This window comes from Nocardioides sp. NPDC127514 (assembly GCF_040302125.1).
Lineage (GTDB): Bacteria > Actinomycetota > Actinomycetes > Propionibacteriales > Nocardioidaceae > Nocardioides.
This window is the reverse complement of sequence record NZ_JBEORF010000001.1, coordinates 195,068-218,847: the sequence shown is the minus strand read 5'-3', so window position 1 is coordinate 218,847 and position 23,780 is coordinate 195,068. Positions and strand designations below refer to the sequence as shown.

25 protein-coding genes are annotated in these 23,780 nt (G+C 68.4%); 21 read left to right on the top strand and 4 right to left on the bottom strand.

Annotation, left to right across the window (positions count from 1 at the left end):
- Positions 1 to 3 precede the first annotated feature (3 nt).
- From ABTX24_RS01075 to ABTX24_RS01060, 4 genes are read right to left on the bottom strand one after another with little or no spacing between them, the layout of a single operon-like run.
- Complete coding sequence (locus tag ABTX24_RS01075) at positions 4 to 282, bottom strand: YciI family protein (protein WP_350836800.1); 279 nt, start codon at positions 280 to 282, stop codon at positions 4 to 6.
- Positions 282 to 914 carry an MBL fold metallo-hydrolase gene (locus ABTX24_RS01070; RefSeq protein WP_350836798.1) on the bottom strand — a complete coding sequence of 211 codons (633 nt, stop codon included), beginning with the start codon at positions 912 to 914 and terminating at the stop codon, positions 282 to 284. Before ABTX24_RS01070 ends, ABTX24_RS01075 begins: the two co-directional genes overlap by 1 nt.
- A gap of 24 nt (positions 915 to 938) precedes the next feature.
- Positions 939 to 1,430, bottom strand: coding sequence for a hypothetical protein (locus ABTX24_RS01065; protein ID WP_350836797.1), 492 nt, complete (start codon positions 1,428 to 1,430; stop codon positions 939 to 941).
- A gap of 9 nt (positions 1,431 to 1,439) precedes the next feature.
- Positions 1,440 to 2,690 carry an isochorismate synthase gene (locus tag ABTX24_RS01060; RefSeq protein WP_350836795.1) on the bottom strand — a complete coding sequence of 417 codons (1,251 nt, stop codon included), beginning with the start codon at positions 2,688 to 2,690 and terminating at the stop codon, positions 1,440 to 1,442.
- Positions 2,691 to 2,795: 105 nt separating this feature from the next.
- Between ABTX24_RS01060 and ABTX24_RS01055 the strand changes: the two genes are divergently transcribed.
- From ABTX24_RS01055 to ABTX24_RS00955, 21 genes are all read left to right on the top strand, one after another.
- Positions 2,796 to 3,377 carry a hypothetical protein gene (locus ABTX24_RS01055; RefSeq protein ID WP_160025686.1) on the top strand — a complete coding sequence of 194 codons (582 nt, stop codon included), beginning with the start codon at positions 2,796 to 2,798 and terminating at the stop codon, positions 3,375 to 3,377.
- A 37-nt stretch (positions 3,378 to 3,414) separates the two neighbouring features.
- A complete protein-coding gene (locus ABTX24_RS01050; protein WP_350836793.1) occupies positions 3,415 to 4,104 on the top strand; it encodes a demethylmenaquinone methyltransferase in 690 nt (229 codons plus the stop codon).
- A gap of 19 nt (positions 4,105 to 4,123) precedes the next feature.
- On the top strand, positions 4,124 to 4,804 hold the full coding sequence (locus ABTX24_RS01045; protein WP_350836791.1) for an ankyrin repeat domain-containing protein: 681 nt from the start codon (positions 4,124 to 4,126) through the stop codon (positions 4,802 to 4,804).
- A 46-nt stretch (positions 4,805 to 4,850) separates the two neighbouring features.
- A complete protein-coding gene (locus ABTX24_RS01040; protein ID WP_350836789.1) occupies positions 4,851 to 5,765 on the top strand; it encodes a hypothetical protein in 915 nt (304 codons plus the stop codon).
- A gap of 37 nt (positions 5,766 to 5,802) precedes the next feature.
- Complete coding sequence (locus ABTX24_RS01035) at positions 5,803 to 6,453, top strand: HD domain-containing protein (RefSeq protein ID WP_350836787.1); 651 nt, start codon at positions 5,803 to 5,805, stop codon at positions 6,451 to 6,453.
- Between the two features lie 239 nt (positions 6,454 to 6,692).
- The gene (locus ABTX24_RS01030) at positions 6,693 to 7,778 is read left to right on the top strand and encodes a hypothetical protein (protein WP_350836785.1); all 1,086 of its coding nucleotides are present in this window, start codon (positions 6,693 to 6,695) and stop codon (positions 7,776 to 7,778) included.
- Between the two features lie 207 nt (positions 7,779 to 7,985).
- Positions 7,986 to 8,342 (top strand): NADH-quinone oxidoreductase subunit A, encoded by a 357-nt coding sequence (locus tag ABTX24_RS01025; protein WP_008356428.1) that lies wholly within the window; start codon positions 7,986 to 7,988, stop codon positions 8,340 to 8,342.
- 1 nt (position 8,343) lies between these two features.
- Entirely contained in the window at positions 8,344 to 8,898 is a 555-nt protein-coding gene (locus tag ABTX24_RS01020) for a NuoB/complex I 20 kDa subunit family protein (RefSeq protein WP_160025681.1), read from the top strand.
- Complete coding sequence (locus ABTX24_RS01015; RefSeq protein WP_502890799.1) at positions 8,895 to 9,533, top strand: NADH-quinone oxidoreductase subunit C; 639 nt, start codon at positions 8,895 to 8,897, stop codon at positions 9,531 to 9,533. The genes ABTX24_RS01020 and ABTX24_RS01015 overlap by 4 nt, the downstream gene beginning before the upstream one ends.
- Positions 9,530 to 10,843, top strand: a complete 1,314-nt coding sequence (locus ABTX24_RS01010) for an NADH-quinone oxidoreductase subunit D (protein WP_160025679.1) — start codon at positions 9,530 to 9,532, stop codon at positions 10,841 to 10,843. Before ABTX24_RS01015 ends, ABTX24_RS01010 begins: the two co-directional genes overlap by 4 nt.
- The gene (nuoE, locus tag ABTX24_RS01005) at positions 10,840 to 11,586 is read left to right on the top strand and encodes an NADH-quinone oxidoreductase subunit NuoE (protein ID WP_350836783.1); all 747 of its coding nucleotides are present in this window, start codon (positions 10,840 to 10,842) and stop codon (positions 11,584 to 11,586) included. The genes ABTX24_RS01010 and nuoE overlap by 4 nt, the downstream gene beginning before the upstream one ends.
- On the top strand, positions 11,579 to 12,892 hold the full coding sequence (gene nuoF / locus ABTX24_RS01000) for an NADH-quinone oxidoreductase subunit NuoF (protein ID WP_350836782.1): 1,314 nt from the start codon (positions 11,579 to 11,581) through the stop codon (positions 12,890 to 12,892). Before nuoE ends, nuoF begins: the two co-directional genes overlap by 8 nt.
- Positions 12,871 to 15,102 (top strand): NADH-quinone oxidoreductase subunit G, encoded by a 2,232-nt coding sequence (locus tag ABTX24_RS00995; protein ID WP_350836780.1) that lies wholly within the window; start codon positions 12,871 to 12,873, stop codon positions 15,100 to 15,102. Before nuoF ends, ABTX24_RS00995 begins: the two co-directional genes overlap by 22 nt.
- Positions 15,099 to 16,394: an NADH-quinone oxidoreductase subunit NuoH gene (gene nuoH, locus ABTX24_RS00990; RefSeq protein ID WP_160025675.1), complete on the top strand. Its 1,296-nt coding sequence runs from the start codon at positions 15,099 to 15,101 to the stop codon at positions 16,392 to 16,394. The genes ABTX24_RS00995 and nuoH overlap by 4 nt, the downstream gene beginning before the upstream one ends.
- Positions 16,391 to 16,930, top strand: coding sequence for an NADH-quinone oxidoreductase subunit NuoI (nuoI, locus tag ABTX24_RS00985; protein ID WP_160025674.1), 540 nt, complete (start codon positions 16,391 to 16,393; stop codon positions 16,928 to 16,930). The genes nuoH and nuoI overlap by 4 nt, the downstream gene beginning before the upstream one ends.
- Positions 16,927 to 17,631, top strand: coding sequence for an NADH-quinone oxidoreductase subunit J (locus ABTX24_RS00980; RefSeq protein ID WP_160025673.1), 705 nt, complete (start codon positions 16,927 to 16,929; stop codon positions 17,629 to 17,631). The genes nuoI and ABTX24_RS00980 overlap by 4 nt, the downstream gene beginning before the upstream one ends.
- Positions 17,628 to 17,933 (top strand): NADH-quinone oxidoreductase subunit NuoK, encoded by a 306-nt coding sequence (nuoK, locus tag ABTX24_RS00975; protein WP_008356449.1) that lies wholly within the window; start codon positions 17,628 to 17,630, stop codon positions 17,931 to 17,933. Before ABTX24_RS00980 ends, nuoK begins: the two co-directional genes overlap by 4 nt.
- Positions 17,927 to 19,792 (top strand): NADH-quinone oxidoreductase subunit L, encoded by a 1,866-nt coding sequence (nuoL, locus tag ABTX24_RS00970; RefSeq protein ID WP_350836778.1) that lies wholly within the window; start codon positions 17,927 to 17,929, stop codon positions 19,790 to 19,792. Before nuoK ends, nuoL begins: the two co-directional genes overlap by 7 nt.
- Positions 19,792 to 21,213 carry a complex I subunit 4 family protein gene (locus tag ABTX24_RS00965; RefSeq protein WP_350836776.1) on the top strand — a complete coding sequence of 474 codons (1,422 nt, stop codon included), beginning with the start codon at positions 19,792 to 19,794 and terminating at the stop codon, positions 21,211 to 21,213. The genes nuoL and ABTX24_RS00965 overlap by 1 nt, the downstream gene beginning before the upstream one ends.
- Before the next feature lie 4 nt (positions 21,214 to 21,217).
- Positions 21,218 to 22,762, top strand: coding sequence for an NADH-quinone oxidoreductase subunit NuoN (nuoN, locus tag ABTX24_RS00960; protein ID WP_160025670.1), 1,545 nt, complete (start codon positions 21,218 to 21,220; stop codon positions 22,760 to 22,762).
- Positions 22,759 to 23,772: a polyprenyl synthetase family protein gene (locus ABTX24_RS00955; RefSeq protein ID WP_160025669.1), complete on the top strand. Its 1,014-nt coding sequence runs from the start codon at positions 22,759 to 22,761 to the stop codon at positions 23,770 to 23,772. The genes nuoN and ABTX24_RS00955 overlap by 4 nt, the downstream gene beginning before the upstream one ends.
- Positions 23,773 to 23,780 lie beyond the last annotated feature (8 nt).

Genomic DNA, 23,780 nt, shown 5'->3' with positions numbered 1-23,780 from the left:
TCCTCACAGGCCCAGCTGGGTCTTCCAGGAACCGAGGACCGGGGTCCACTCGAAGACGCGACGCTCCTTGATCAGCCCGACCGCGACGAACGGGTCCTCGTCCACGGCTGCCTCGACCGTGGCGGTGTCGCCCTCGAAGACGAGCAGGCCGCCGCCGTCGGAGGTGGGGCCGGAGAGGACCAGGTTGTCCTGGCTCGCCAGGAACCCACGATGTGCGTCGAGATGCTCGGCGCGTACGTCAGGGAGGTCGTTGTAGGCGTACAGGACTGCGACGAGGGCCATCAGAGGTCGGCCCCGTCCGCGAGACGTACGTAGCCGTGCTCGGCCGGGATCAGCGCTGCCGCCTGGGTGTCGAAGATGCCTGAGCCCGCCTCGGAGTAGACCCGGTCGTGGATCGCGACGGTCTTCGAGGCACCGACGGAGCGGGCGAAGTCGATCAGCTCGCCCGAGCGCGCCCACGGAGCGGAGACCGGCAGGAAGAGTACGTCCACGGCCTGGCCGGGACCGTCGAGCGCGTCGCCCGGGTGGAAGATCTTGGTGTCCCCGGCCTGGATCAGGTAGCCCGAGTTGTCGAAGTGGGGCAGGTCGGCGTGGATGACCGCGTGCTTCTCGTTGATCGCGGTGACCGGGAGCCCGGCGTCGAACGACTCGCCCGGCTTCACCACCGTGGTCCGCTCGTGGACCGCGGGGGCACCCTTCTGGATCTGCGCCGCGACCGCGCCGATCGTGTAGATCGGGGCGTCGCTGCCCTCCAGGAGGGCCGGGTTGTAGTGGTCGGGGTGCTCGTGGGTGATCAGCACCGCCGTCGCGCCATCCAGCGCCTCGGGCTGGGTGAACACACCGGGGTCGACGACGACCACCGCCCCGTCGTGCTCGATCCGGACACAGGCATGGCCGAACTTCGTGATCCTCATGCCGCCGAATCTATCGCGGCCGGGTTAGACGTCGGAGCGGACCATGTTGGCCAGCCACAGGCCGAGAAAGACCGGAAGGAGTACGCCCCAGCCCATCCGCACCGCGGAGCCGTCCGGCAGGGCCACGACGCCGATCATCGCGATGGCGCTCGGCAGCGCCCCCGCCACGATCACGATCCCCGTCTCGATCCCAGGACGGTTGCTCCGGGAGTAGGCGAGGTAGAGGCCCATCGCCGCGGCCGCCACGGCGAAGAGGATCGTCAGCACCGCAGCGACGATCAGCAGCTTGTACGCGCCCGGGGCGTCGTCGGGGCGGTCGCCCAGCCAGGCGATCGCCGACCAGAAGCCGTAGCTGTCGCCTTCCTCGCCGTCGTCGTGGACGATCCGGAAGGCCGGCACCGAGATCATCGCGACGATCAGGAACGGGATCGTGAGCAGCTGCGTACGTGCCAGCCGGTCGGCGGTCTCCTCTCCTTCACGCAGGGCTGTGCGGATGAGGCCGTCCGAGTTCTCCATGCACGGAGGTTAAGACAGCGCGTCTCGAATCGGGACGAACTTGGCCTGGGTCTCGGCCAGCTCGGTCTCCGGGTCGGAGCTCGCCACGATGCCGCAGCCGGCGAAGAGGCGGGCGGTGCGGTCGTCGATCATCTCGGCCGTACGCAGCGCGATGCCCCACTCGCCGTCGCCGGTGGCGTCCATCCAGCCGACCGGACCGGCGTAGCGGGCGCGCTCCATCGACTCGATCTCGGCGATGAGCGCGACGGCGTCCTCGCGCGGGGTGCCACCGACGGCGGCCGAGGGGTGCAGTGCGGCGGCCAGATCGAGCGAGCTGACCCCGTCGCTGGCCACGCCGGTGATGTCGGTGGCCAGGTGCATCACGTTGGGGAGCTTGAGCACGAAGGGCGCGTCGGGCACGTTCATCGAGGAGCAGTGCGGCTCCAGCGCGTCGGCGACCGACCTGGCGGCGTACTCGTGCTCCTCGAGGTTCTTCGAGGACTCGGCGAGCGACGCGGCGAGGGCGTGGTCGAGGTTCTCCTCGCCGGTGGGCCAGATCGTGCCGGCGAGCACACGGGAGGTGACCAGGCCGCGCTCGCGGCGTACGAGCAGCTCGGGGGTCGCGCCGAAGAGATCGTCGACGTGGAACGTCCAGCAGGTCGGGTACGCAGCGGCCAACCGCCGCAGCACGGCGCGGATGTCGATCGGGGCGCTGGCCGCGGCCAGCAGATCGCGGGCCAGGACGACCTTGTCGAGGTCCCCGTCCTGGAGCCGGGCGACGGCGTCGGCGACGATCCGCATCCAGTGCTCGCCATCGACGTACGCATCGGCGAAGACGACGTCGCGCGGCGCCTCCGGCTCCGGCATCGGAATCAGGTCGGGGGGTGGTGTGGCGGCCGGGCCGACGGTGGTCACCCAGGCCGTGTCGCCGCGCTTGCCCACGATGACCGCGGGCACCTTGAGGACGGAGAATCCCGGCAGGTCCGAGAAGGCGAAGGAGCCGAAGCCGACCAGGCCGGTGCCGGGCTCGCGGACGGGGTCGGAGACCGTGGAGACCGCCGCCAGCTCCTCGAACCACTTGGTCGCGTGCGCGAACCGCTCCGGTCCGGACGTACGGATCTCGGCGGCGGTGCCCCAGCCGACCAGGCCCTCGCCGTGGCGGACCCAGGACAGAACGCGCCGGCGGGCGGGCAGCAGCGCGAGCAGGTCGTCGAGCGTCTCCGACCCGGCATCGAGTGCCACGGTGGTGGCTACCAGGGACGGCTGCTCAGACTCGTTCACACGCCCAGGGTATCGGCGTGGTGTCGGCGAGGACGAGTCGAAGTGATGTATGGCATCCGCCCCGGGTTGCCATATATGACCATGTGGGTTGTAGCGTGCGCTGGCGTGAGTACCAACAAAGAGCAGTCGTTCATCGCAGAGAACGGCATCACCCTCGGCATCATCGCCTTGGCCCTCTTCGTCGTGCTGGGCGTTGGCCTGCCACGGTGGGTTGGCGACTCCGAATCCCACTCGGGCGTGAAGATCACGCTTCCGGAGACGCTGTCGGGCGGCTACAAGCCGGCGGACCAGAAGTCCTCCTACGACCTCGACGTGATCAAGAAGCAGGGCGCGTCCGAGGAGCAGCTGGACCTGTTCATCAAGCAGAACGCCGCCAGCTCGAAGACGGAGGACCGCAACGTGTCCGACGCCCTCGGGTTCTCGATGGCTTCGCGCACCTACATCACCAAGGACATGAAGAAGTCCGTGATGATCCGCGCCTTCGCCGGTGACGGCAGCGCCTACTACGGCGGTGGCGAGGTCTCCAAGGTGGGCGACAACGTCTGCTACTCCAGCGCCGACCAGCAGACCGGTCAGACCCAGGCGACGTGCTCGCACGCGTCCAACGACCTGACCGTCCAGGCGACCGCTGCCTCGAAGAAGGACGCGGCGAAGTACGCCGACGAGATCTTCGAGAAGCTCGCCTGAGTTCGGTCCCGGACGCAGACCGAGACAGAATCAGCCCGTGACCCGAGCAGATCTGGACAAGCAGCCCGGCGAGGTACGTCGGATGTTCGACGCCGTGGCCAAGCGCTACGACGTGACCAACGACGTGCTCTCCCTCGGCCAGGACCGACGCTGGCGACGCGAGGTCATCAAGGCCGTCGACCCGAAGCCGGGCGAGCTCGTGCTCGATCTCGCCGCCGGCACCGGCACCTCGTCCCAGCCGTTTCTGGATGCGGGTGCCGAGGTGGTCCCGACCGACTTCTCCATCGGGATGCTCCAGGTCGGCAAGAAGGCCAAGCCCCACCTGCCGTTCACGGCCGGCGACGGCACCAAGCTGCCCTACCGCGACTCGACCTTCGACGCGGTGACGATCTCGTTCGGCCTGCGCAACATCGTCGACCCGGCGGCGGGCCTGCGTGAGCTGCGCCGGGTGACCCGCCCCGGCGGTCGGATCGTGGTCTGCGAGTTCTCGCACCCGACCTGGAAGCCCTTCCGGACCGTCTACGTGGAATACCTGATGAAGGCCTTGCCGCCGGTCGCTCGGGCGGTATCGTCCTCCCCGGACGCCTACGTCTACCTCGCCGAGTCCATCCGTGCATGGCCCGACCAGGCAGGCCTCGCCGCCATGCTCTCCGCAGCGGGTTGGCAGGCTCCGACCTGGACGAACCTCTCGGGTGGAATCGTCGCACTTCATCACGCAACCGCTTGATCTCTGCGAAAGTTCAACTATGACCACGACGTTGCCATGGGACGGCATCTTGATGCCTCGCGAGGCCTACGGGCCCGCAGCGGTCAAGGCCAGGGACTCACTCACCGACGCGGCCGCACAGGGCGACTGGCGTCGCGCGCTCTCGCAGGTGCGCAACGACTACACCGTCGGCGTCAACACCTGGAAGATCGGCGGTGAGTCGATGTTCACGCCGCTCCACCACGCCGCCTACCTCGGTGCCCCGCGGGAGACCGTCCAGGAGCTGCTCTCGCTGGGTGGGGTTCGTTCGCTCCCCACTGCCCATGGCGAGACGCCCTACCAGCTCGCCCAGCGACGCGGTCACGACCACCTGCTCGACATGCTCGACCCCTACTTCCGTCCCGGCACCCCGCTCGGCGACAACCTCGAGAACGTCAACCTCCACGTGAACACGACGCTCGCGGAGCTGACCGCCGAGTTCCGCGGCGAGAACCAGCTGCGTACGTTCGACGTACGGCTCATCTCCGAGGAGGGCGGCCCCGACGAGGCCTGGTTCACCGCCCCGGGGATGTACGGCGGCATCCGGATCGGGATGTTCTGGGGTCGCGCCCACCTGGAGTACAACTCCCGGCTGGGCGACTCCTACGTCGTCGTCGGCCCGGAGGGATCGGCCTACGTGAGCCGTTCCAAGCGCGCCGTACCCGCCCTCCCCGTTCGCTGACCCCTCGCCTGTCGACCCGTGCGGCGTTGCGGCATGATGCGCCGTCATGACTGACACGATCGACGTCCCGGATGCCACCTGGACGGTGACCTCCGAGGAGCGGCGCAGGTTCCTCCGCGCGTACTGGTTGTGGTGGTGGCGGCAGCCCTCGATCTTGTTGGTGCTGTGCGGGGCTGTGGGAGTCGTCATCGGTGCGGTGGCGGTTCTTGACGTCTATCCGGCCGTGGTGATCGTCTTCCTGCTCGTGGATCTGGCCGTGTTCGCCGCCTTCTCGGTGTGGCGGGTGCGGAGGATCTATCCCCTTGGAGAGACCTTTCGCTCCTGGGCAGATGTCACCGCGTACCGGCTCGAAGGCCCCGGGGTCGGTATGGAGATCAACTGGGGTCGCATCACCGCTGTGAACGTCGGACCGGTCGCGACGCATCTAAGGACGCGGACGCCGAAGCAGAACCTCTTGGTCGCTGGGCAGGTGCTGGGTGAGCAGGCGAGAGCGCGCCTGGCTCTGGGGGTCGGGGAAGGTGACTCCGAGCCGGTCGTTCGCGAGGACGTGCCCGGTGAGCGCTCCGTGGTAGTCGACCGGCAGCTGCAGATAGCGCTTGGCTTGGCGGCAGCACGGCAGTTCCGCGTGACGGGCTGGTTCCTGGGCACGGTCATGGTGCTCATGGCCCTTCTCGCGATGGCTGGTTCCGACCCCTGGCCGACCATGTGGATGGTGGGCGTGCTGATGCTTGGCTTGGGTGCTGTCGTTCTCGCAGTGGTTGCTCCGACGATCGGCAGCTATCCGGTCGGGTCGACCATCCGTGGTCATATGGGGGAGAGCCTGGTCGTCCACGGTCCCTGGGGCCGTACGTCGATCCACCGGTCCAAGCTCAAGCTGGTCGCCACAACGAAGCACGCGATCGCCTTCAAGTCGGGTCCGACCTGGGTGGTCGTGCCGCGGGCGATTCTCGACGAGAAGTGAGTTTCTCCAGACGTACGCAGCATGCGAAGGTCGACGCATGGATGACTCGACCGACGACCTGATCATCGACCTGAACCCGCTCCCGGACGAGATCGGCGGCCGGCTGCGGGCTCAGCTGGAGTTCATCGCGGAGGCCGACAAGCTCAAGACGATCCTGCGCGCCTCGCCGCTGGCCGCGGCCGACCGGCGTGAGAACGACGCCGAGCACTCCTGGCACCTGGCGCTGATGGTGCTGCTGCTCGCCGAGTACGCCGACGAGCCGATCGACGTCGGGCACGCGATCAAGCTCGTGATCATCCACGACATGGTCGAGATCTACGCCGGCGACAGCCCTGTCTTCGACGCCGCTGCGGTCGTCGACCAGGTCGAGCGCGAGATCGCTGCCGCCGAGCGGCTCTTCACGATGCTGCCGCCGGACCAGGCTGGTGAGATTCGTGCCCTGTGGGACGAGTTCGAGGCCGCTCAGACCCCCGAGGCGCGCTTCTGCAAGGCCATGGACCGCCTCGAGCCGATGCTCCTCAACTGGCTCAACCGCGGCGGCACCTGGAGCATGCCCGGTGCCACCGAGTCCCGTGTCCGGGCCCGTGAGGCCGGCGTCGTCGCGGCGAGCACGACTCTCGGCGAAGCCACGGACGCCATCGTCCGCGCGGGCCTCGCCAAGGGCTGGATCCGCCCCGATCCCGACTGACCCCGATCCCGCCGAGTCGGCGCATCCTGACGCGAAACCAGGCCGAGTCGGCTCGTCATGACGAGCCGACTCGGCGAGATCTTGGGTGAGTACGGGCCGACTTGGCGGATTCCTGCCTGGCTGGATTCGCCTCGGATCCCGACTGACGGGGACCCGTCCCGAGTTTGCCCACATTCCCTCCCCGGTATCCGTTACGCTGCGGCGACTTTGGGCCGCGAGGACGCTGAGGGGAGCCGCTCGTGGACGTGGATGTGGTGCCGGGATCGGTGACGTTCTGGACCGTCACCCTCGATGATCAGCGTCGGCTCAAATGGGCGATGGTGAGATTGCGGCTGCGAAGCTGGTCCTACTGGGTCCTGGGGCTGGTTCTGCCAGCGCTGATGACCGGCTCCGGCTGGTTCGGGTCGCGTGATCTGGGGCTTGATCCGCTCAGCGATGCTGTCGCTCTGGTGATGATCTTGACCTTCGGGATCGCCTGCTCGGCGCTCATGCTGCCGCTTCCGCTGTGGATAGTCCCTCGCCGCGTGAAGCGCGAACTTCCTGTCGGAGCCACTCTCGTCGCATGGACGACGGAGAGCGGATTGGGCGTGCGCACGCCCAGCCGACTCACCTTCTACCCCTGGTCGCGGCTGACGCAGGTCGAGGCGGGGCCGGTGCTTGTGCGGTGTCGGCAGGAGGTCGCTAGGACGTTGGCCGTACCGGCGTATCTACCGGCCGGGCCGGATGAGCTGGCGCGGTCGATCGACTTCCCGGCCCAGCTCATCGGGCCGGACATCAGACACGAGCTGGCACAGAGAGCAGGCCGGGAGTCCGTGGAGGTTCCGCTGGCTGGGGAGCCGACCGTCGTCGACCGTGCCCTGAGGCGGCGGCTCATCCGGGCATGGCTGTGGACGCGGTTCGGCATCACGGCGCCGTTCGGCATCGTGGCGTGGTTGGTCCCGGTTGCCATCGCCCTCAACATCGCGGTCCATCTTGCCGGTGGCTCCTACAGGATGGCTGCCTTCCTGGTAGTGGTGATCCTGTGCAACCCGCTCATCTGGCTGCTTTCCGGCGAGGGCCGGATGTCGGGAATGTATCCGGTCGGCGCGACCGTCACCGGCTCCGTCGGTGAGTCGCTCGAGATCGAGGGACCGTGGGGGAGCGTCGCCTGGCACCACGGGTGGCTCAGGCAGCGGCGGATGACCGCGCACACCGTGACGTACGAAGTCATGCAGACGAACGCCGACGGAAGTCCCGCCCATCTGATCGACGTCGAGAAGCGGATCGTCGTGATCCCCCGGGCCTTCCTCGACACGCCGACGCCGGCCGTCAGCACCGAAGTCTGACCCGCCACAACCCCGCCATGGCGTGGTTCTGCAAGCGTTTGCCGCCGGATGCTGAGGCACTTTCCCGCCATGGCGAGAAAGTGCGCGCGCCATTTCGGCAACCCACTTGCATTCCGTCACAGGAGTGGCAGGATGTGAGTTGGCCCACATTGTGATTCTATTCACAAAGTCTCAAGAAGGGGTGGGCCGCTCAGGGTAGGAGGCGAGATGGAGCTCTACGTGCCGGTGCTCGCGTTGGCGGGACTGGCGACGCTCTTCGCGGTCGGTTCGGTGATCATGAGCTCGGTCGTCGGGCCGAGCCGCGCCAACCAAGCCAAGGCGGATCCCTACGAGTGTGGGATCGAGGCCACGCCACAGGCGCTGGGCGGTCGCTTCCCGGTGAAGTACTACATCACCGCGATGCTCTTCATCATCTTCGACATCGAGATCATCTTTCTCTACCCGTGGGCCGTCAGGTTCGACGCGATGGGATGGTTCGGCCTCGCGGAGATGGGCCTGTTCCTGCTGACGGTGTTCGTGGCGTACGCCTATGTGTGGCGCCGCGGCGGATTGGACTGGGACTGACATGGGTCTCGAAGAAAAGCTCCCGAGCGGGGTTCTGCTCACGACCGTCGAGGGCCTGGCGGGCTACTTCCGCAAGGCGAGCCTGTGGCCGGCGACGTTCGGACTGGCCTGCTGCGCCATCGAGATGATGACGTCGGGCGGACCGAAGTACGACCTCGCCCGCTACGGGATGGAGGTCTTCCGCGCGAGTCCGCGGCAGGCCGACCTGATGATCGTGGCGGGCCGGGTGAGCCAGAAGATGGCGCCGGTGCTGCGCCAGATCTACGACCAGATGCCCGAGCCGAAGTGGGTGCTCGCGATGGGCGTCTGCGCCAGCAGCGGCGGGATGTTCAACAACTACGCGATCGTTCAGGGCGTCGACCACATCGTGCCCGTCGACATGTATCTCCCCGGCTGTCCGCCACGCCCGGAGATGCTGATCGACGCGATCCTCAAGCTCCACGACAAGATCCAGGGCGGCTCGCTGGGCGTCAACGCCGAGCGCGAGGAGGTCGCCAACGAGACCGCGGCGCTGCGCCAGCTACCGCTGATCGACCAGACGGGACTCCTGCGGTGAGCGACCAGAACAGCGGCCAGAACAGCGGCATGTTCGGAGTGGCGGACACCGGCGACACCAGCGGCTACGGCGGTCTCACCCGCCAGCACGCGATGCCGAGCCGCACCAGCGACGTCGGGGTGCAGCCCTACGGTGGCTGGTTCAAGGAGATCGCCGACGCCCTCGCCTTCACCGAGGCGGAGGCGGTCATCCACCGCGGTGAGCTGACCTTCCACGTACGCCGCGAGCGGCTGCTCGAGGCCCTGCAGGTGCTCCGCGATGAGCTGCGGTTCGAGCTCTGCTCGGGTGTCTCCGGGGTGAACTACCCCGCTGACCAGGGCAAAGAGCTTCATGCCGTCTACCACCTGCTCTCGATGACGTACAACCGTCGCGTGCGGGTCGAGACCTCCGCTCCCGACGAGGATCCGCACGTGCCGAGCGCGGTGGCCATCTACCCGACGCTCGACTGGCACGAGCGCGAGACCTACGACATGTTCGGGATCGTCTTCGACGGCCACCCCGGACTGACCCGGATCCTGATGCCCGACGACTGGCCGGGCCACCCGCAGCGCAAGGACTACCCGCTGGGTGGGATCCCGGTGGAATACAAGGGCGCGACGATCCCGCCGCCGGACACCCGCAGGAGCTACTCATGACGACCACCGAAGACGAGGGACGTACGTTCACCGTCACCGGCCAGGACTGGGACGAGCTGACCGACGCCCTCAAGGACGTCAAGGACGAGCGGATCGTCGTCAACATGGGCCCGCAGCACCCCTCGACGCACGGGGTGCTCCGGCTGATCCTCGAGCTCGAGGGCGAGACGGTCACCGAGGCGCGTGCCGGGATCGGCTACCTGCACACGGGCATCGAGAAGAACATGGAGTTCCGGTCCTGGACGCAGGGGACCACGTTCGTCACCCGGATGGACTACCTGTCCCCGATCTTCAACGAGACGGCGTACGTCCTCGGGGTGGAGAAGCTGCTCGGAATCGGTGCTGAGGTGCCGGAGAAGGCCGACGTCATCCGGGTCCTGCTGATGGAGCTCAACCGGATCTCCTCCCACCTGGTGGCGATCGCGACCGGCGGCATGGAGCTCGGGGCGCTGACCGTGATGACGATCGGGTTCCGCGAGCGTGAGCTCTGCCTGGACCTGTTCGAGTTCATCACCGGCCTGCGGATGAACCACGCCTACATCCGTCCCGGCGGCGTCGCCCAGGACGTGCCGGACGGCACCGTCGCGCGGGTGAGCGAATTCATCGAGCTGATGAAGAAGCGCCTGACCGAGTACGCAGCGCTGTGCAACGCCAACCCGATCTTCAAGGGCCGCCTGGAGCAGGTCGGCTACCTCGACCTGGAGGGCTGCCTCGCGCTCGGTCTGACCGGCCCGATCCTGCGGAGCACGGGCTATCCGTGGGACCTGCGCAAGACCCAGCCCTACTGCGGCTACCAGGACTACGACTTCGAGGTCATCACCTGGGACACCTGCGACTCCTACGGGCGGTTCCGGATCCGGCTGGCCGAGATGTGGGAGTCGCTGCGGATCATGGAGCAGGCTCTCAAGCGGCTGAAGGATCTCGACGGCGCCCCCGTCATGGTGGCCGACAAGAAGATCGCCTGGCCCTCGCAGCTCTCCGTCGGTCCCGACGGCCAGGGCAACTCCCTCGACCACATCCGCCACATCATGGGCGAGTCGATGGAGGCGCTGATCCACCACTTCAAGCTGGTCACCGAGGGCTTCCGGGTGCCGGCCGGCCAGGCGTACGCCGCGATCGAGTCGCCACGCGGCGAGCTCGGCGCCCACGTGGTCAGCGACGGCGGCACCAAGCCCTATCGGGTCCACTTCCGGGACCCGTCGTTCACGAACCTGCAGGCGACCTCCGTGATGTCCGAGGGCGGCATGGTTGCCGACGTGATCGTGGCGATCGCGTCCATCGACCCGGTGATGGGAGGCGTCGACCGATGACGCTTGCTGCTGAGACCTACGACGAGCTGCGCGAGATCGCGGCTCGCTACCCCCAGGCCCGCTCGGGCCTGCTGCCGATGCTCCACCTGGTGCAATCGGTCGAGGGCCGGGTCACGCCCGAAGGAATCCAGGCCTGCGCCGAGGTCCTGGGCCTCACCCCGGCCGAGGTGAGCGGGGTGGCGACGTTCTACACGATGTACAAGCGTCATCCCGTCGGCACCCACCACGTCGGCGTCTGCACCAACACGCTGTGCGCGGTCATGGGCGGAGACGAGATCTTCGCCTGCCTGCGCGAGAAGCTCGAGGTGGGCAACGACGAGACCACCGCCGACGGCGCGATCACGCTCGAGCACATCGAGTGCAACGCGGCCTGCGACTACGCGCCGGTGGTGATGGTCAACTGGGAGTTCTTCGACAACCAGACGCCGGAGTCGGCCTCGCAGCTGGTCGACGACCTGCGTGAGGGCCGCGAGGTCGTGGCCTCCCGCGGCGCGCGGATCACGAGCTGGCGCGAGGCCGAGCGGGTCCTCGCCGGCTTCGAGGACGGGCTCGTCGACGAGGGCCCCGCGGCCGGGCCGGCGTCGCTCGTCGGGCTGGAGATCGCCCGCGAGCGCGGCTGGGCCGCACCTTCCGACACCCACGGCTCCGCCGACGTACCGGAGGAGATGCCCGAGGCCGTCGAGGTGGCCGACACCCGTCGCGCCGAGTCGGAGACGATCGCCGAGGAGGCGTCCGATGACTGACACCCTGACCCCGGTGCTGACCGCCAACTGGGCCGACGAGCAGGCCTGGACCCTGCCCGCCTACGCCGAGCAGGGCGGCTACGACGCGCTCGACGTCGCGCTCGGGATGGCGCCCGAGGACGTACAGACGATGGTCAAGGACTCCGGGCTCCGCGGTCGCGGTGGCGCCGGGTTCCCGACCGGGGTGAAGTGGGGCTTCCTGCCGGCGCCCGACCCCGAGAACCCCAAGCCGCGCTACCTGGTGGTCAACGCCGACGAGTCCGAGCCGGGCACCTGCAAGGACATCCCGCTCATGATGGCGAGTCCGCACACCCTCGTCGAGGGCGTGATCATCTCCTCCTACGCCATCCGCGCGGAACGTGCCTTCATCTACGTACGCGGCGAGGTGCTGCACGTGATCCGGCGGCTGCAGGCCGCCGTCCGTGAGGCCTACGCCGCCGGCCACCTCGGCAAGGACATCCATGGCTCCGGCTACGACCTGGAGCTGGTCGTGCACGCGGGTGCCGGGGCCTACATCTGTGGCGAGGAGACCGCGCTGCTCGACTCGCTCGAGGGGCGCCGTGGTCAGCCGCGGCTGCGGCCGCCGTTCCCGGCGGTCGCCGGTCTCTACGCCAGCCCGACGGTGATCAACAACGCCGAGTCGATCGCCTCGGTGCCGGCCATCGTGAAGAACGGCGCCGACTGGTTCGCCGGCATGGGCACGGAGAAGTCAGCCGGCGTCGGCATCTTCTCGCTCTCCGGTCACGTCAAGAAGCCGGGGCAGTACGAGGCACCGCTCGGCATCACGCTGCGCAAGCTGATCGAGCTGGCCGGCGGCGTACGCGAGGGTCACGAGCTGAAGTTCTGGACCCCTGGTGGCTCCTCGACCCCGTTGTTCACCCAGGAGCACCTGGACGTGACGCTGGACTTCGAGGGGGTGGCCGCGGCCGGCTCGATGCTCGGCACCCGCGCCCTACAGATCTTCGACGACTCCGTCTGTGTGGTGCGCGCGGTGCTGCGGTGGACGGAGTTCTACAAGCACGAGTCCTGTGGCAAGTGCACCCCGTGCCGCGAGGGCACCTGGTGGCTGGTGCAGGTGCTGGAGCGGCTCGAGAAGGGCCAGGGTTCGCCTGAGGATCTCGATCTGCTGCTCGACCAGTGCGACAACATCCTCGGCCGCTCGTTCTGCGCGCTCGGTGACGGCGCGACGAGCCCGATCACGAGCTCGATCAAGTATTTCCGGGACGAATACCTGGCCCATCTGGAGCAGGGTGGCTGTCCCTTCGACGCCAAGAAGTCGACCGCATGGGCGGAGGCAGTTCAGTGACCGATGTGACCGTCAAGATCGACGGACATGACGTGACCGTGCCTGAGGGCACGCTGGTGATCCGGGCCGCCGAGGAGGCCGGGATCGAGATCCCGCGCTTCTGCGACCACCCGCTGCTCGCGCCCGTCGGCGCCTGCCGGCAGTGCCTGGTCGACATCCCCGACGCCGGCAATGGCCGCGGGTTCCCGAAGCCGCAGGCCTCCTGCACGATCCCGGTGGCCGAGGGCATGGTGGTGGAGACGCAGAACTCCACGGCCGTGAAGGCCCAGCACGGGATCATGGAGTTTCTCCTGGTCAACCACCCGTTGGACTGCCCGGTGTGCGACAAGGGTGGTGAGTGCCCGCTGCAGAACCAGGCGATGTCCCACGGCCAGGGTGAGACCCGCTTCGAGGGGACCAAGCGGACCTTCCCGAAGCCGATCAACCTCTCGCCCAACGTGCTGCTCGACCGTGAGCGGTGCATCGTCTGCCAGCGCTGCACCCGCTTCGCCGCCGAGATCCCGGGCGACCCGGGGATCGCGCTGATCCAGCGCGGCGCACAGCAGCAGATCGGTATCGCCGAGGACAAGCCGTTCTCGTCCTACTTCTCCGGCAACGTCATCCAGATCTGCCCGGTGGGCGCGCTGACCTCGGACGACTACCGCTTCCGCGCCCGGCCGTTCGACCTGGTCTCCACTCCGAGCGTCGCCGAGCACGACGCCTGCGGCGCCGCGATCCGGATCGACCACCGCCGCGGCAAGGTCATGCGCCGCCTCGCCGGCAACGACCCGGAGGTCAACGAGGAGTGGATCTCTGACAAGGACCGCTTCGGCTTCCGTTACGCCGTTCGCGACCGGCTCACCTCGCCGATGATCCGTGAGGACGGCGAGCTCCGGCCGGCGTCCTGGCTGGAGGCCGTCGCCGTCGCCGCTGCCGGGTTGGCCGGGGCGGGCTCGGTGGGCGTGCTGCCCGGCGGGCGCCTGACGCTGGAGGACGCGAAGGCGTACGCCACCTTCGCCCGCGACACGCTGCGCACTCCCCACATCGACTTCCGCGCGCGCCCGCTCTCGGAGGAGGAGACCGGCTTCCTGCGCTCACGCGTGGCCGGGACGAGCCTCACCTACGCCGACCTCGACGCCGCCGACCACGTCGTGCTGGCCGGCCTCGAGCCTGAGGACGAGGCTGGCACGCTCTTCCTCCGGCTCCGCAAGGCCAACAAGAGCGGTCTGCGGATCACCACCCTGAGTCCGTACGCCTCGGAGGGCTCGCGCAAGCTCGGAGCCGAGGTCGTCCTGACCGCTCCCGGTGCCGAGAAGGACGCGTTGTCCCAGGTCAGCGGGGTCACCGAGGCTTCGGTGATCCTGGTCGGCGAGCGGATGGCGACCAGCCCCGGCGCCTACTCCGCCGCTGCCGAGCTCGCCGATCGCACCGGCGCCAGGCTCGCCTGGGTGCCGCGTCGTGCCGGTGACCGGGGTGCGGTCGAGGCGGACCTGCTGCCCGGTGCGGGCGGCCTCGACGCCGAGGCCATGGTCCGCGCAGGACTCGACGCCCTCGTGGTCGCCGGCGTCGACCCCGACGACACCGCCGACCCGGCCGCCTTCCTGGCCGCCCTCGACCAGGCCGGCTTCGTGGTCAGTCTCGAGCAGCGGGTCACCGCCGTGACCGAGCGCGCCGACGTCGTACTCCCTGTCGCCACCGCCTCGGAGAAGGCCGGCACCTTCGTCACCTGGGAAGGTCGCCGCCGCCCGTTCCCGAAGGTCTTCGACAAGCCCGCTGCCTACTCCGACGCCGAGGTCCTCGGCCACATCACCGCCGAGTTCGCACTTGTGGACGCCGAGTCTGCAGAAGTGGCGGACGAGAGTGTCGAATCGTCGCCCACAACTACCGATTCGGCCGCCACAGCTACCGATTCGACGGGGCTTCGGCTGGCGACCTGGCATCTCATGCTCGACAACGGGACGCTCCAGAGCGGCGACAAGGCACTGGCCGCGACCGCGCGACCGGCGTTCGTACGCATCCCGGCAGCGCTCCACGAAAAGGTCGGCGACGTCGTGACGATCACCGGTGACCGGGGGAGCTGGACGCTCCCGGCGCTCCCGGCGGAGCTGGCCGACAACACCGTGTGGGTCCCGACGAACAGCTTCGGACGAGGCGTCTGGGCGGACCTGGCGTCCCCGGGCTCGACGGTGACCGTGGTCTCGACGAGCTCGACCGCCGAGGGGGAGCAGTGAACGGGCTGGAGCAGTTCGGCCAGGACCCCTGGTGGATCATCGCGATCAAGGTCCTGCTGGTCTTCGTGGTCTGCGTCGTGCTGACGCTGTTCAACATCTGGTGGGAGCGCAAGGTCGTGGCCCGGATGCAGCACCGCATCGGGCCCAACCGGCACGGACCGTTCGGTCTGCTCCAATCCCTGGCCGACGGTGTGAAGCTGGCGCTCAAGGAGGACCTGACGCCGGAGAAGGCCGACAAGATCGTCTTCATCACGGCCCCGATCCTGGCCACGGTGCCGGCGTTCGTGACGTTCTCGGTGATCCCGTTCGGGCCCGAGGTCAACCTCTTCGGTGTGCAGACGCCGCTGCAGCTGACCGACATGCCGGTCGCGGTGCTGTTCGTGATGGCGATCGCCAGCATCGGCATCTACGGGATCGTGCTCGGTGGCTGGGCCTCCGGATCCACCTACAGCCTCCTGGGCGGGCTGAGAAGCAGCGCCCAGATGATCTCGTACGAGGTCTCGATGGGTCTGGCGCTCGTCACCGTCTTCCTGATGGCGGGCAGCCTGTCCACGAGCCAGATCGTCGAGGCGCAGACGGACTGGTGGTTCGGCGCCCTGCTGCTGCCGTCCTTCCTGATCTACTGCATCTCGATGGTCGGCGAGACCAACCGCGCGCCGTTCGACCTCCCCGAGGCCGAGGGTGAGCTGGTCGGTGGTTTCCACACCGAATACTCCAGCCTGAAGTTCGCGCTCTTCTTCCTGGCCGAATACATCAACATGGCCACCGTCAGCGCGCTCGCCACGACGCTGTTCCTCGGCGGCTGGCGAGCCCCGCTCGGCCTCGGCACGCTCTGGGCCGGCGCCAACGAGGGCTACTGGCCGGTGCTGTGGTTCTTCCTGAAGATGTTCTTCTTCATCTGGGTCTTCATCTGGCTGCGCGGCACGCTGCCGCGGCTGCGCTACGACCAGTTCATGTCGCTCGGCTGGAAGGTCCTGCTGCCGGCGAGCCTCGCCTGGATCGTCGTCGTCGCGGTGATCAAGATGGCCGCGATCCAGGGCGGCTTCAGCCCCAACTGGGTTCTCTTCGGCTTCGGTCTGGCCGTGACGGTGGTCGTGGTGCTCGGCTTCCTCAACCGGCTTCCGGAGAAGGAGGCCCAGGTCACCACGCCGACCGGCGGCTTCCCCACCCCCGCCCTGCCGCTGGGCGGGGCCGTACGGGGTGCCGCCCAGCCGCTGGTGTTCGGACCGCCGGCTGTGCCGACAGCCACCAACGGCGTACGCATTCTTCCCTCTCCTGAGGAGGCCAAGTGAGCAACGACGACCGCTCGTTCAAGGAGCGTTTCTGGGACCCGGTGAGCGGGTTCGCGGTGACGTTCGGGACGCAGTTCAAGAAGCCGGTCACCGAGCAGTACCCACAGCAGAAGGAACCGACCGAGGAGCGCTTCCACGGCCGGCACCAGCTCAACCGGCACGCCGACGGCCTGGAGAAGTGCGTCGGGTGCGAGCTGTGCGCGTGGGCGTGCCCCGCCGACGCCATCTACGTCGAGGGTGCGGAGAACACCGAGGAGGAGCGTTACTCGCCCGGTGAGCGCTACGGCCGCGTCTACCAGATCAACTACCTGCGCTGCATCCTGTGCGGGCTGTGCATCGAGGCCTGCCCGACGCGGGCGCTGACGATGACCAACGAGTACGAGCTCGCCGACACCTCGCGCGAGAGCCTGATCTACGAGAAGCAGGACCTGCTCGCGCCGCTCGAGGAGGGCATGGAGGCGCCGCCGCACCCGATGTTCCTCGGCAACGACGACACCTCTTACTACGCGCCGGAGCCCAAGGAGTCGGCCCGATGAGCTTCGTCATCCTCGCCTCGATCATGGTGATCGCGGCGATGGGCCTGCTGTTCGCGCGCAAGCCGGTGCACGCCGCGCTGTCGCTGGCGGTCGTGATGATCGGGCTGGCGATGATGTACGCGACGCTGGAGGCGCCGTTCCTGTTCGCGGTGCAGATCGTGGTCTACACCGGCGCGATCCTGATGCTTTTCCTCTTCGTGATCATGCTGGTCGGTGTCGACACCTCCGACAGGCTCAAGGAGACGATCGCGGGGCAGAAGGTGCTCGCCGTCATCCTCGGGGTCGGACTGGGCGCGACGCTGATCGCGGGCGTCGGCCAGGCGAGCATCGCCACGATGCGCGGGCTGGCCAGCGCCAACGAGGGCGGCAACGTACAACGCCTCGCCGACCTCCTCTTCTCGCGATACGTGATCGCCTTCGAGGCGACCAGCGCGCTGCTGATCACCGCCGCGATCGGCGCGATGGTGCTGGCCCACCGTGAGCGGATCGACCCGAAGCAGAGCCAGACCGATCTGGCCCAGAAGCGGGTCGCCGACTACGCGAAGAGCGGCAAGCACCTCGGTCCGCTGCCCCCACCGGGCACCTTCGCGCGGCACAACAGCAACGACACCCCGGCGCTGCTGCCGGACGGGTCGCAGAGCACGAAGTCGGTCCCCGCCATCCTCGCCGGCGGTCGCACGGAACAAGGAGAGGACGAATGACAGACAACACCACGGCGTACGTCATCCTGTCCGCCATCCTCTTCACGATCGGCACGATCGGTGTGCTGACCAGGCGAAACGCCATCGTCGTCTTCATGTGCGTCGAGCTGATGCTCAACGCGGCCAACCTGGCCCTGGTGGCGTTCAGCCGGATGCACGGCAACCTCGACGGGCAGGTGACCGCGTTCTTCGTGATGGTCGTCGCGGCCGCTGAGGTGGTCGTCGGGCTGGCGATCATCATGACCATCTTCCGCACCAGAAACACGGCTTCGGTCGACGAGCCAAGGATGCTCAAGTGGTGAACCCTGTCGAGGCCAGCGGCGTCTTCTCGCTGATCTGGCTGGTCATCGCGCTGCCCCTGGCCGGCGCTGCTCTGATCCTGATCGGCCGGCCGTTCGCGCCGGCGCTCTTCGACCGGATCGGGCACTGGCTCGCGGTCGCGCTCGCGGGTGCGTCCTTCGTGCTGTCGCTCGTCCTCTTCATCGCCGCCCTCGGTCGTGACGAGGAGAGCCGGCAGGTCGTCCAGCACCTCTACACCTGGTTCGACACCGGCGACCTCAGCGTCGGCTTCGACCTGCTCTACGACCAGCTCTCCAGCCTGTTCCTGCTGCTCATCACCGGCGTCGGCACCCTGATCCACGTCTACTCGGTCGGCTACATGGCCCACGACGAGCGGCGCACCCGGTTCTTCGGCTACCTCAACCTCTTCCTCGCCGCGATGCTGATGCTGGTGCTGGCGGAGAACTACGTCGGCCTCTTCCTCGGCTGGGAGGGCGTCGGCCTGGCGTCCTACCTGCTGATCGGCTTCTGGCAGTACAAGCCGTCGGCAGCGGCGGCCGCCAAGAAGGCGTTCGTGATGAACCGGGTCGGCGACCTGGGTCTCTCGCTGGCGATCGCGCTCAGCTTCGTCACCTTCGGGTCGACCTCGTTCTCGGCGATCGACATCAGCGACACCACCACGACCACCCTCAACTGGCTCGGCATCCTGCTGCTCGTCGGTGCCTGCGGTAAGTCCGCCCAGGTGCCGCTGCAGGGCTGGCTCCTCGACGCGATGGAGGGCCCGACCCCGGTCTCGGCGCTGATCCACGCGGCGACGATGGTGACCGCGGGTGTCTACCTCATCGTCCGCAGCAGCGCGATCTTCGACGCCGCCGAGGCCGCCTCGACCGCCGTCGTGGTCGTCGCCCTGGTGACGATCATCTGGGGTGCCGCGGTGAGCTGCGTGAAGGACGACATCAAGAAGGTCCTGGCCGGTTCGACGATGAGCCAGATCGGCTACATGATGCTGGCGGCCGGGCTCGGCGGGCCGGGATATGCGTTCGCGATCTTCCACCTGCTCACCCACGGCTTCTTCAAGGCCAACATGTTCCTCGGCGCCGGGTCTCTGATGCACGGCATGAACGACGACGTGAACCTCAAGCACTACGGCGCGCTGAGCCGGGCGCTCCCGGTGACGTTCCTGACCTTCTCGATGGGCTACCTGGCCATCATCGGGTTCCCCGGGTTCGCCGGCTTCTGGTCCAAGGACAAGATCCTCGAGGTCGCCTTCGCCGAGAGCTGGCTGGTCGGCATCATCGCCCTCCTAGCGGCCGGTGTGACCGCCTTCTACATGACCCGCCTGATGATGCTCGCCTTCTTCGGCCGCAAGCGCTGGCCCGAGGGCGTACATCCGCACGAGTCGCCGCGAATCATGACCGGTCCGCTCGTCGTTCTCGCCGCGCTGTCGGTCCTCGGTGGCGTCTTCGCGCTCGGCGGCTGGATCGAGCACTGGCTCGAGCCGGTGGTCGCGATCGGCCACGCCGAGCACCACGGTCCGCTCCCGGTGTGGGCGACCTCCGTCCTCGCGGTGCTGGTCGTCGCGATCGGGGTCGCGGCCGCCGGGTTCGTCTTCGGGCGCCGCCCGATCACGACCGAGCCGACTCCCTACCTGCACGTCCCGCACGTCGAGGACGTCGTGGTGCCGCCCGGGATGGCGATCACGCGCGGTGCCCTCGCGACCGACAAGTACGCCGTCGACGGCCTGATGAGCGGTGGCCCGATCGCCCTCGCGGCGATCGCCGGTGAGCTCCGCAAGGCACAGACCGGCTACGTACGTTCCTACGCCCTCTCCGTCCTCGGCGGCACTGTGCTGGTGACCCTCGCGATCCTGGTGGTCAACTGATGCTGACAATCCTCGTCCTCGTCCCGTTCGCGGGTGCGCTGATCACCGCGGTGATGCCGGCGCGGCCCAAGGCGTGGGCCTTCGGCTTCGCGCTCGCCACCCTGATCGCCGGCATCGTCACGATGTTCACGGCCCCCGACACCGATCTCGTCTGGATCGAGCCGCTCGGCGTCCACTGGGCGCTGGAGATGGACGGCTTCGGCAAGCTGATGGTGATGCTGACCGTCGTCCTGGTCCCGCTCGTGATGGTCGCGGCGGTCAAGGACCACGACAAGAGGTGGTACGCCTGGGCGCTGGCCCTGGAGGCCTTCGCGCTGCTCACCTTCACCGCCGGCGATCTCTTCCTCTTCTACATCGCCTTCGAGGCGACGCTGATCCCGGCGTACTTCATGATCGGCCAGCACGGCGGCCCCAACCGGGCCCGAGCCGCGCTCAAGTTCCTGATGTTCCAGCTCGGTGGCGGACTGGTGCTGCTCGGTGCGCTGATCGGCTTCTTCGTGGTCTCCTCGGAGGCCGGCTCGCCGTCGTACCTGATCAGCGACCTCGCCCAGCTCGACATCGGCACCACCGCCGAGCGCTGGATCTTCGTGGCGATGTTCATCGCGTTCGCGGTCAAGGCGCCGCTGTTCCCGGTGCACACCTGGCTGGCCGACACCACCGAGCAGGCCACCACGCCGACCTCGGTGCTCCTGGTGTGCGTCCTCGACAAGATCGGCACCTTCGGCATGATCCGGCTCTGCCTGGGCCTGGTGCCGGAGGCGTCCGCCTGGGCGACGCCCGTCGTCGTGGTGCTGGCGCTGATCTCGATCGTCTACGGCGCCGTGCTCGCGATCGGGCAGGACGACCTGCTCCGCCTGATCGGTCTGACCTCGCTGTCGCACTTCGGGCTGATCACCCTCGGGATCTTCGCGGCCACCCGCGAGGGCCTGGTCGGGGCGATCCTCTACATGGTCAACCACGGTGTCGCCACCGCGGCGATGTTCCTGATCGCCGGGTTCCTGATCGCCCGCAAGGGGACCGCCTCGATCTCGTCGATGCGGGGGATGGAGAAGGCGACGCCGGTGCTCGCCGGCACGTTCCTGATCGCCGGTCTGGCGACCGCCGGCCTGCCGGGTCTGAGCCAGTTCGTCTCCGAGATCCTGGTCCTGATCAGCGCCTTCGACTACCACTGGCTGGTCGGTGTCATCGCGGTCACCGCGATCGTGCTCGCCGCCATCTACGTGCTGTGGGCCTACCAGCGGATCTTCACCGGACCTGCTCAGCTGACCACACCGGTCCGCGACCTCAATCGGCGAGAGGTCGGGGTACTCGTTCCGCTGCTGGTCGCCCTTCTCTTCTTCGGCTTCGTCCCCGGACCGCTGATCTCGGCGGCGTCGCCGGTCGTGGAGCCTCTCGTCAATGTGATCCAGGCAGGTGAGTGACGCGATGTTCGAGTCCCCCGGAATTTCGTACGCCACCCTCTGGCCCGTCCTGCTGGTGCTGGCCGTGGCGTGCGCCGGTGTCGTGGTGGAGGCCTTCGCGCCGCGGGCCGCGCGGTTCAACACCCAGGTGTCGCTGGCGTTGGCGGGCCTGGTCGCCGCACTCGCCGGGACCGTCGCCGTCGGCGCCGGGTCCAGCCTCGGCGCCTCGACCGGTGAGGGTGCGCTCATCGTCGACGGCCCCGGGGTCTTCTCCCAGGGGCTGGTGCTGCTGGTCTCGCTCGGCGGCGTCGCGCTCTTCGCCGAGCGACGTCTCGACAACGGCGTGAGCGCCTTCGCCGGTCAAGCCGCGGCCCTGCCGGGCACACCTGCCGAGCGCACCGCCTCCCAGCGGGGGCTCGAGCACACCGAGGTCTACCCGCTGATGATGTTCGCGGTCGGCGGGATGATGCTCTTCTGCATCTCCGGCGACCTGCTGATGCTCTTCGTAGCGCTCGAGGTGCTGTCCCTGCCGCTCTACCTGCTGACCGGGCTGGCGCGCCGTCGCCGGCTGCTCTCCCAGGAAGCGGCGCTGAAGTACTTCCTGCTCGGCGCGTTCTCCTCCGGCATCTTCCTCTACGGTCTCGCGCTGGTCTACGGCTTCGCCGGGTCGATGTCGCTGGCCGAGATCGGTGAGGTGGCGGCCGAGGACGGCTCCAGCCCGCTGCTGCTCCTCGGCATCGGCCTGATGGCTGTCGGCCTGCTCTTCAAGACCGGTGCCGTGCCCTTCCACTCCTGGACCCCCGACGTCTACCAGGGCGCCCCGACGCCGGTCACCGCGTGGATGAGCGCGGCCACCAAGATCGCCGCCTTCGCCGCGATGCTCCGGCTCTTCTACGTCGCCTTCGGTGCCGAGGGCGACATCTGGCGGCCGGCGATCGGTGTGATCGCGGTGCTGACGATGCTGCTGGGCGCCTCCTTCGCGGTGGTCCAGACCGATGTGAAGCGGATGCTCGGCTACTCCGCCGTCGCCCACACCGGCTTCCTGCTGACCGGCCTCCTCGGCGTACAGACCGACGCCTTCGGCTCCACCCAGGCGGTGCTCTTCTACCTGACCGCCTACGGGTTCGCCACGCTCGGCGCCTTCGCGATCGTCTCCCTGGTGCGAGGGCCCAACGGCGAGGTCAACTCGTTGGACCGCTGGGCCGGCCTGGGGCGTTCCAACCCCTGGGTCGCGGCCACCTTCGCCGTCTTCCTGCTCTCGATGGCCGGGCTGCCGCTGACCGCCGGTTTCATCGGCAAGTGGGGCGTCTTCGCAGCCGCGCTGGGCGCCGGTCAGTGGCCCGTCGTCGTGGTCGCGATCTGCTCGAGCATCATCGCGATCTTCTTCTACGTACGCGTGATGATGCTGATGTTCTTCACCGACCCGCGCGAGGACGCAGCCACGGTGATGACCCCGTCGTACGCCACCACCGTCGTGATCGCACTGAGCGCTGTCGCCACCGTCTTGTTGGGTGTAATTCCGGGCCCTGTGCTCAGCCTGTTGGTGGATGCGGGAGGATTCATCGGGTGAGCACCAGCGCACCCACCGACCGAGCCCCTGAACTCGCCCTCCCGATCACCGATCCCGAGCTCGAGCAGCGGCTGCGCGCTCGGCTGGCGATCGTGGAGGAGAAGCTGGCGGGCTACGCCCGCAGCAGCTCCCCGTTCGTCACGGAAGCGGCCTCCCATCTGCTGGAGGCCGGCGGCAAGCGGTTCCGGCCGCTGCTGGTGCTGCTGGCCGCCGAGTACGGCCCGGACAAGCTCGCCGACGAGGTCATCACCGCCGCCTGCGTCGTCGAGCTCACCCACCAGGCCTCGCTCTACCACGACGACGTCATGGACGAGGCGCTCGTACGCCGCGGTGAGGACACCGCCAACGCCCGCTTCGACAACCACGTCGCCATCCTGACCGGCGACTTCCTCTTCGCCCGCTCCTCGGAGCTGACCGCCCAGCTGGGCCCGGAGGCCGTACGCATCCAGGCGGCCACCTTCGCCAAGCTCGTCGAGGGTCAGATCCTCGAGGGCGTCGCGCCGCCCGAGGGTGTCGACCCGGTCGACCACCACCTCGAGGTGCTGGCCGGGAAGACCGGCGTCCTGATCGCCACCTCGGCTCTCTACGGTGCGCTCTTCGCCGGCGCTGACAAGGAGATCCAGGACGCGCTGCTCGCCTACGGCGACATCGTCGGCGTCGCCTTCCAGCTCTCCGACGACATCCTCGACATCGCCTCCGACGAGTCCGGCAAGACGCCCGGGACCGATCTCCGTGAGGGCGTACCGACGCTTCCGGTGCTGCTGGCCCGTCGGTCCACCGACGCGTCCGACGCCAGGCTTCTGGAGCTTCTCGACAGCGACCTCACCGACGATGCGGCCCTGGCCGAGTGCGTCGGCCTCCTCCGCGCCCACCCGGCGCTGGCGGAGGCCCGCGCCTACGTCCAGTCCCGCGCCGAGGAGGCCAAGGCCGCTCTCGCGCCGCTTCCCGAGGGCCCCGTCCGCAAGGCTCTCGAGGCCTTCGCCGACATCGTCGCCGTCCGCTCCGTCTGACGTCTCAC